The sequence below is a fragment of the Candidatus Magnetobacterium casense genome (assembly GCF_019173545.1).
Classification (GTDB): domain Bacteria; phylum Nitrospirota; class Thermodesulfovibrionia; order Thermodesulfovibrionales; family Magnetobacteriaceae; genus Magnetobacterium; species Magnetobacterium cryptolimnobacter.
This window is the reverse complement of the sequence record NZ_JABXWD010000151.1, coordinates 1-8,086: the sequence shown is the minus strand read 5'-3', so window position 1 is coordinate 8,086 and position 8,086 is coordinate 1. Positions and strand designations below refer to the sequence as shown.

9 protein-coding genes are annotated in these 8,086 nt (G+C 49.3%); 7 read left to right on the top strand and 2 right to left on the bottom strand.

Annotated elements, in window-relative coordinates:
* Positions 1–873: 873 nt before the first annotated feature.
* Together HWQ67_RS09395 and HWQ67_RS09390 are read right to left on the bottom strand one after the other, a co-directional pair.
* The gene (locus HWQ67_RS09395) at positions 874–1,632 is read right to left on the bottom strand and encodes an OmpA/MotB family protein (protein ID WP_218252427.1); all 759 of its coding nucleotides are present in this window, start codon (positions 1,630–1,632) and stop codon (positions 874–876) included.
* Between the two features lie 34 nt (positions 1,633–1,666).
* Positions 1,667–2,473, bottom strand: coding sequence for a motility protein A (locus HWQ67_RS09390; protein ID WP_218252426.1), 807 nt, complete (start codon positions 2,471–2,473; stop codon positions 1,667–1,669).
* Positions 2,474–2,751: 278 nt separating this feature from the next.
* On the opposite strand from HWQ67_RS09390, the gene fabG reads away from it, so the two are divergent.
* From fabG to HWQ67_RS20530, 7 genes are all read left to right on the top strand, one after another.
* Complete coding sequence (fabG, locus tag HWQ67_RS09385) at positions 2,752–3,516, top strand: 3-oxoacyl-[acyl-carrier-protein] reductase (RefSeq protein ID WP_218252429.1); 765 nt, start codon at positions 2,752–2,754, stop codon at positions 3,514–3,516.
* Between the two features lie 111 nt (positions 3,517–3,627).
* Positions 3,628–3,864 carry an acyl carrier protein gene (gene acpP / locus HWQ67_RS09380; RefSeq protein ID WP_218252425.1) on the top strand — a complete coding sequence of 79 codons (237 nt, stop codon included), beginning with the start codon at positions 3,628–3,630 and terminating at the stop codon, positions 3,862–3,864.
* A 9-nt stretch (positions 3,865–3,873) separates the two neighbouring features.
* Positions 3,874–5,124: a beta-ketoacyl-ACP synthase II gene (fabF, locus tag HWQ67_RS09375; protein ID WP_218252424.1), complete on the top strand. Its 1,251-nt coding sequence runs from the start codon at positions 3,874–3,876 to the stop codon at positions 5,122–5,124.
* A 19-nt stretch (positions 5,125–5,143) separates the two neighbouring features.
* Positions 5,144–5,896, top strand: a complete 753-nt coding sequence (gene rnc, locus HWQ67_RS09370) for a ribonuclease III (RefSeq protein WP_218252423.1) — start codon at positions 5,144–5,146, stop codon at positions 5,894–5,896.
* 13 nt (positions 5,897–5,909) lie between these two features.
* A complete protein-coding gene (gene purM, locus HWQ67_RS09365; protein WP_218252422.1) occupies positions 5,910–6,944 on the top strand; it encodes a phosphoribosylformylglycinamidine cyclo-ligase in 1,035 nt (344 codons plus the stop codon).
* Positions 6,945–7,079: 135 nt separating this feature from the next.
* The gene (locus HWQ67_RS09360) at positions 7,080–7,475 is read left to right on the top strand and encodes a Crp/Fnr family transcriptional regulator (RefSeq protein WP_218252421.1); all 396 of its coding nucleotides are present in this window, start codon (positions 7,080–7,082) and stop codon (positions 7,473–7,475) included.
* A gap of 355 nt (positions 7,476–7,830) precedes the next feature.
* Entirely contained in the window at positions 7,831–8,076 is a 246-nt protein-coding gene (locus HWQ67_RS20530) for a cysteine protease StiP domain-containing protein (RefSeq protein ID WP_218252428.1), read from the top strand.
* Positions 8,077–8,086: the final 10 nt, after the last annotated feature.

The following is an 8,086-nucleotide window of genomic DNA, read 5'->3' as shown; positions in this document are numbered from 1 at the left end:
GCATTAATATAATAATATTCGTCCCTACATAAAAAATAATAGACCTTCGCATTGGCAATATATTCAATGGTTTATACGGATTTTAGAAGGCTATCATCTGGAACTTCCGGTTCATACACAATGAACGATACGTCACAGTTTTAGTCGCTATACTGTAGCAGTTGAATTACCAAGCAAAACACTGTAGGTACTCCAGCACTGAACCTATGCCTTCATTCATGAGCATCTACCACATCAAAAGTAGTCGCTTTTAACTTTCTTTACTCGTCATCAAAAATGTTCAGCACATAAAATAGCAAGCCTTTCAATATGCTGATCATATTTCGTGCCACTTATCTCATATCTTTTTCGTAACCGCACCGAAACATTTTAGCATAACCATAAAACCTTGCCCTGCTCTCAAAAAAAAGGTGTGCCCAAAATTGTGCCTATCATAAACTCACTCTGACAAACTCCAGTCAACATGAGGACAGTCTTTTAACTGTTAAATCGTTAAAAATATCCACAAATGATAGAATTGTCGTGAAAGGCATATGCTTTTTGGGGAATAATATTGTAAATATACCTCATTTTGTCGGTTATGAAACCAACGTTCCCCCGATAGCATATCCTCTATACTGAATCGATTTATGTTTGAAGCAACGTTATTCTTTTTTCCTGTAAGTCCTCTACTCTGTGTAATCACAGTTCAGACAATACCTGATGTTTACTTAAATGTGACATTGTCAAATTAAGGCAATTAAGAACAACTTTGAGCTGCGTGAAAGATTATTAGAAAAATAAGGCATAGAAAGAGGAATAGAAAAATTTCTTAGCTCTGTTTAAAAATGGTCAAGAGGGGCAGAACTACCCCCCTTTTCTGCTATTGTTGTCTTAGGATGGCATCTCTTTGAGTCTGATTTCGACCCTTCTGTTTTGTGCCTTGCGCTCCGGCGTGTCATTTGGGACAATGGGGCGACTGTCGGCGTTGCCCTTCACGTAGAGCTTGGAGGGGTCTATGTCGTGTTTGGCAATGAAGTACCTCAACACACTGGTTGCCCTGGCTGCGGAGAGTTCCCAGTTTGAGGGATACAGGGCCGTGCGGATCGGCACGTTATCGGTGTGTCCGTCTATTTCGACCATGAACCCCGGATGCCGCTTGATAATTTCGGCGATGTTGTCCAGTACCGGCATTGAGGGGGCAAGCACGTTGGCCGCACCGGGGGTAAAGCTGACATTCTCCATCATTGTTACAACAACGTCCTTGTTCATGGCAGTCACGGTGACGTCATCCTGGAGATTAAGCTCCCTGATAAGCGATGCTATTTCGCCGGTTATCGCAACTTCGTTTGTTTCAACGGGCATGTCCTTTTTCAGCGCTACGGTCAGTTCATCTGTTATAGGCATAGACGTTTCAACCATGATATCCCTCTGCAGCGCATCCTTTTTGGTCTCACCCACAACGGCCTTTTGCTTGTTCGTTATTATAAAGAACATGACAAAACACACCAGCAGCAGAGACATAACATCCGTCATTGTAAATAGCCACAAGTTGTCCTCCGAAGACGCACCCGATCTCTCTAACAGTCGTGCGCGATAGGCGTTCACTAAGCCCCTTGCGTTGTCAACCCCGTCCTTACCCTTGCTTGTCATAACCAAACCAATCCTTATATGTACAGCACATCTCTTAACGTAAGAGACCACTTGCCGGTATTGTTCTCAACTGACCCTTAAAGCCCACAACCTCTTCTACGTCGTCGTACTGTCTGAGCTTCTCTTCAATCTTTGTGGGGTGTTCCAGGTCGCTTACACACATGGTGCCGGTAATGACCAAGGCCATATGAGCCTCCAGCATCATCGCCCGCTCCTTGAGCTTTGCGCACAACGGTATAGCTATGAGATTTGACGCAATCACGCCATAGAACGTAGACATCAATGCAACGGCCATCATCGGGGCCAGGGTCTCAACTGAATCCAGGCTCTTAAACATCTTTATAAGGCTCACCACCGTACCGGCCAGTCCCAACGACGGCGTCAGGCGCGCTATGGTCTTTAGTACGTTCTGGCTGAAGTTGAGGTTGACGAGCTTGTTGTTCATTTCCCTCTCCATGATATCCCTGATTGCGTTGTCGCTGTAGCTGTTTACCACCAGGTTCATACCAAAGCGCAGGAAGTCATCCCTGATTTCTGAGACCTTGTCCTCAAGTGTACGTAAGCCGTCATTGCGATTGATAAACGCACACTCCTGTATCTCCCTGACGATGTAGTCCTTATCGCCCTTGTCCCTGAACGAACTGATAACGTCCACTACCGTGGCCTTGATCCTACGCATCGGAAACCCTATGAGGGACCCTACAAACGTACCACCAATGACTATCACGAATGCGTCAACGTTAAGCAGCATCCCTGCACCCATTCCCTTAAACAGCGACACCAATACCACCGCCAGTACCGCCACCAGCAAAAACCCTGTTAATAACTTTGTCGTCTTCATCTGTGCACCTCCGTGTAAGATTAGTTTAAATTATTTAGACCGCTTATGTTCTTGCAGTTGTCATGCCAGAGATATAGTGCGTGGTACCATGCAGCAAACACATAGGTAAGGCAGGTTGGAGGGCAGGCAGGGGGCAGGAAATTTTTGCCCGGTAGCAGGAAAATTCTTCTGAGTGCCCGTAATCACCACCAGACTGAGGGTAACGTAAAAAAAAGACTGGATTATTTATGGGTCCATTTGCTAAAATTACTCCAAGTAGTATAAGGAGGTAAAATAAGATAGTTATGAATGGACAGGTGGCTCTGATAACCGGTTCGGCACGAGGCATTGGCAAGGAGATAGCCAAGGTGTTGGCACGCAGAGGCGCAAGTGTCATAATCTCTGACGTAAATCTCCAGCAGGCGGAGGAAACGGCTCTGGAGATCGAAAAAGAGACGATGGCAGAAGGCTCCGTTGAGGGAGCAAAGGCCGTGGCGATGAGATTTGACGTCTCCAGCAGTGCCGAGGTGGAAGCGGCCTTTGCAGGCATATCTGAACGCTTTGGCAGACTTGATATCCTGGTAAACAATGCAGGCATTACGCGAGATGCCCTGATCCTGCGCATGAAAGATGAAGACTGGGATGCCGTACTGAACATAAACCTCAAGAGTGTCTTTCTGTGCAGCAGGGAGGCCATAAAGATAATGTCAAGGCAACGCTACGGCAGGATCGTAAACCTTGCCTCAGTGGTGGCCTTTATGGGTAACCCCGGTCAGGCCAATTATGCCGCCTCCAAGGCCGGTATCATCGGACTTACAAAGACGGCGGCCAAGGAGTACGCAAAGCGAGGCGTTACGGTCAATGCCGTTGCCCCCGGCTTCATTGTCACCGCCATGACCGATGCCCTTCCCGATAAGGTCAAGGAGGAGATGCTTGGCGCCATACCGATGGGAAGATTCGGTGAAATCACGGACGTAGCCAATGCCGTGGCCTTTCTGGCCTCTCCGCAGTCGGGCTATATCACCGGCAACTGCATTCACATAAATGGCGGGATGTATATGTAAAGCAGCGGGGGAATGTCACCCCTGTAGCCGTTTATTTTCTTACAAACAAATGATTATTGTAATTCAACATAAGCTCGATAGAGTTGAAACATAATGATGGAGGTTATCTAAATGGTAGACGAAAAGGTAAAGGCAATTATAGCAAAGCAGTTGAGTATAGACCCAGGGCAGGTAAAGCCGGAGGCGTCGTTTATAGAGGACCTTGGGGCCGATTCACTCGACACGGTGGAGCTTGTAATGGCCTTTGAGGAGGCCTTTGGGGTACAAATCCCCGATGAAGAGGCCGAAAAGATCACGCGAGTCTGTGACGCCATAGATTACATCACCAAAAAACTCGGCGATAATTAGCAGTATGTCATGGAAAAAAACAGGGTAGTAGTAACCGGACTAGGCGTGATAACCCCTGTAGGTACCGGGGTAGACAAGACATGGAATGCCCTGTTGGCGGGCACAAGCGGTATAGGCAAGGTAACCAGGTTCAACGACCCTGACCTCCCCGTGCAGATAGTCGGCGAGGTGGACGACTTTATACCCGAAGACTACATTCATCCCAAGGAAGTAAAAAAAATGGACCGCTTCATCCATTTTGCAATGGGCGCCTCAGAGATGGCTATGAAAGACTCAGGGCTTAAGGTAACGGAGGAAAACTCCGGCCGCTGTGGCGTAATCATAGGCTCTGGCATGGGTGGCCTGCCAACCCTCGAACACTACTACAAGGCATACCTCGATGGTGGCTACAAAAAGGTCTCACCCTTCTTTATCCCCATGATGATAATAAACCTTGCCGCCGGCAGCGTATCTATGAAGTATGGCATGAAGGGGCCTAATTCTGCCATAGTAACGGCGTGTGCATCTGGCAATCATGCCATAGGAGAGGCATTCAGGCTGATCCAGCGAGGCGACGCCGATGTCATGCTCACCGGCGGAGCAGAGTCCGTGCTCACTCCCCTGGCCATTTCGGGCTTTGCGGTCATGAAGGCGCTCTCCCGCAGAAACAACGACCCCCAAAAGGCAAGTCGCCCCTTTGACCTTGGCAGAGACGGCTTTGTCATGGGCGAGGGTTGCGGAGTCATGGCCATCGAAAGTCTCTCACATGCCATCGACAGAGGCGCCAGGATATATTGTGAAATAGCAGGCTACGGCATGAGCTCAGACGCCTACCACATAACCGCCCCTTCCCCCGAGGGAGAGGGTGCATACCGGTGCATGAAGGCCGCCATCAATGACGCACAGATAGCGCCGGAAAACATAGACTACATAAACGCACACGGCACCTCTACGAAGATCAACGATGAGCTGGAATCCATTGCCATCAAAAACCTCTTCAAAGAACATGCCTATAAGTTGGCCATCAGCTCAACAAAGTCAATGACAGGCCACTTGCTAGGAGCAGCAGGCGGTGTCGAGGGGGTCATCTGTGCCCTCAGCATCTATAACGGCATCATTGCACCAACCATAAACCTCGATGAGACCGACCCCATATGCGACCTCGATTACGTCCCTCACAGGGCACGTAAGGCAGAGATAAACTACGCCCTGTCAAATTCCTTCGGATTCGGTGGTACCAACGCATGTCTGGTGTTTAAGAAATACAAGGATGACTTCTGACCACCCAACTCTAAAGCCAATGCCTAAGCTGCTGCCCAATGAGCACTCAATACAGTCAGAGCCTGTGGATGGTGGCCTTGAGACACTTGAAGGACTCTTGCACTATATCTTCAAGGACAAGGGGTTGCTCATAGAGGCGTTGACGCACCGCTCCTACTTTCACGAGAGTCCCGGCAAGAGCTGCGCTTACAACGAGCGTTTTGAGTTCCTGGGGGATGCCGTCCTGGGGATGGCCATCACGGATATCCTATTCAGGGAAAATGCATCCCTGTCGGAGGCGGAGATGTCTAAGCTAAAGTCCTACCTGGTCTCAAGGGAGATTCTTGCCCAACTGGCCCTGGAGATGAATATCGGACAATACATCAGACTGGGCAAGGGCGAGGAGTTAACCGGTGGCAGGAAAAAAAACTCGTTGATCGCAAATACCCTGGAGGCGATTATCGGTGCGGTCTACCTCGACAGCGACTACGTAGTGGTCAAAAACGTAATCATGCACCTGTACGCCCCCACCATCAACAAGGCCATAAACCAACACCACCCCTACGACTACAAGACAACCCTCCAAGAGTTGAGTCAGACACTGTTTGCGACCCTGCCCGAGTATCGGTTGGTGAGTGAGACCGGTGACGACCACAACAAAACCTTTGTCTACGAGGTCTGCCTAAACGCCCAGCCCCTGGCAACGGGAACCGGCAAAAGCAAAAAAACCGCCCAAATAAATGCAGCCTGTGCCGCCCTCCAGACACTGCATAAGAAAGAGAACCTGATATAATGGTAATAGACGCATGAACAACACACCCCTTACATATAAAGATGCGGGCGTCAACATAGCCCAGGCCGATGCCTTTGTAAACGAAATCACTCCGATGGTCAGGAGGACCTTTCGCAAGGAGGTTCTCAGTGACATAGGGGCATTTTATTCGCTGTTCCGGGTAGACCTGACCAGGTACAATGACCCCGTGTTGGTCAGCAGCACCGATGGTGTGGGCACAAAACTCAAGATCGCCTTTATGCTCAACAAGCACGACACCATTGGGATCGACCTGGTGGCCATGTGCGCAAATGATATACTGACGGCAGGGGCAGAGCCGTTATTTTTCCTCGACTACCTGGCCGTGGGCAGGCTGGACAAGGCCGCGGCTGTGGATATCCTCAGGGGGATCACAGAGGGCTGTCTCCAGGCAGGGTGTTCGCTGGTGGGTGGAGAGACCGCCGAAATGCCGGGGTTTTATGCCGAAAACGAGTACGACATATCCGGCTTTGTCGTTGGCATCCTCAACAGGGGTGACGCCGTTGACCCCAACGACATACAGGCAGGTGACAGTGTCATAGGGCTTGCCTCAACCGGCCTGCACAGTAATGGCTACTCCCTGGTACGGAGGCTCTTCCTGGATATCAATAAGCTCGATGTCAACGTCCACATGCCAACCCTTGGCAAAACGCTCGGCGAGGAACTCCTGACCCCAACAAAGATATACGTCAAGACCATACTCAACGCCAGAGAAACCCTCAAAATCAAGGCCATGGCCCACATAACCGGCGGAGGGCTTACCGGTAATCTCCCTCGTATCCTCCCCAAAGGCCACGGGATACGCATACGACTTTCCTCATGGGACGTCCCACCCATATTCCAACTGGTTCAAAAAATGGGCAATGTCGATGACCAGGAGATGTTTAAGACCTTCAATATGGGTATCGGATACGTACTCATAACCCACCGGGAGGACGCACAAAGGGCTCTGGAGGTACTCAGCCAATCCGGCCAGCAGGCCAACATCATAGGTGAGGTCATCAAGGGCAGCGGGGTTGAATATCAATAGCGTCACAGACGTGTTCATTGACAGAGCTGTTAAAATAATGTACGCTAATCAGACTACCCCCTGTTATTACTCCACCGGAACGGGGATGGCATACAGGGGCATGTGAAATAAAAACTACAAACGTAGGAGGAAGAGATGAAAAAAATAGCCACTACAGAGATATATGAAGATGGTCAACACATTATTAAACAAGGCTCCTTTGGCGAAGGTACTTATGTGATCCTCTCAGGTAAGGTTGCGATTAATGTAAAAGACAACGGCGTCGATCTAACGGTCACGCACCTGGCAGCGGGTGATATCTTTGGACACATGAGTTTCATAGACCGGCAGCCACGTTCTGCATCGGCAATGGCGGTGGGCACCGTCAAGGTCGGCTTGTTTGACAAAGACTATCTTGACACCGAAATCAACAAGACCTCCGAGGACTTTCGCATCATCCTCAAGGCCCTCACAGAGAGGCTAAGAGATACAACCAGCAAGCTGGTCAACCTGACCATCAAGTACTATCGGTTAACAGGCGAAACCGAGTAACAATATAAAAAAGTGGTATCTTCTTTAAATTTCATGGTATACTGAAATGACGCAGGTTTTTTCAGGCATGATATTTGAGTGTGAAATATGGGGTCAAGGGGACTGGTCCCCTTGCGGGGGGTTCTGAAGGGGCCAGGTGCGACCTGGAGCGCCAAGAAGCGGAGCCGCCCCTTTCTTTCTTCTATTTGAGCAATTTTGATACCCGAAAAAACTCGAATCCGATCTATTATAGTACCACAATCAACCGTGGTTACAAGGATTTAAGCCATTTTTATACCTGTGTCATATGGCATTGTTGCTGTGCGTGAGCAACGTGACCACGTTTGAATGGAGTGCTCCGGTTGATTGAAATGCAATAAAAAAATCTTCGCGGGAAATCTTTGACAGGGACGTTGCCCACTACGCCATCTCCATCATCAGAGACAGGGGGATAGACGAAAATGCCCTGCGACACATACTCTGCGCACATGCAGGGGCAGAGATTGTCTTTTCTGTGGATATGCCCGATATCTCACACATACTAATGCTGGCCGCTGAACGGGGCGTAGAGGTTGAGGCAGTTGCCGACATGCCCTGCAACGCAACGGCTGTTATCGCATAAACCGTACCTT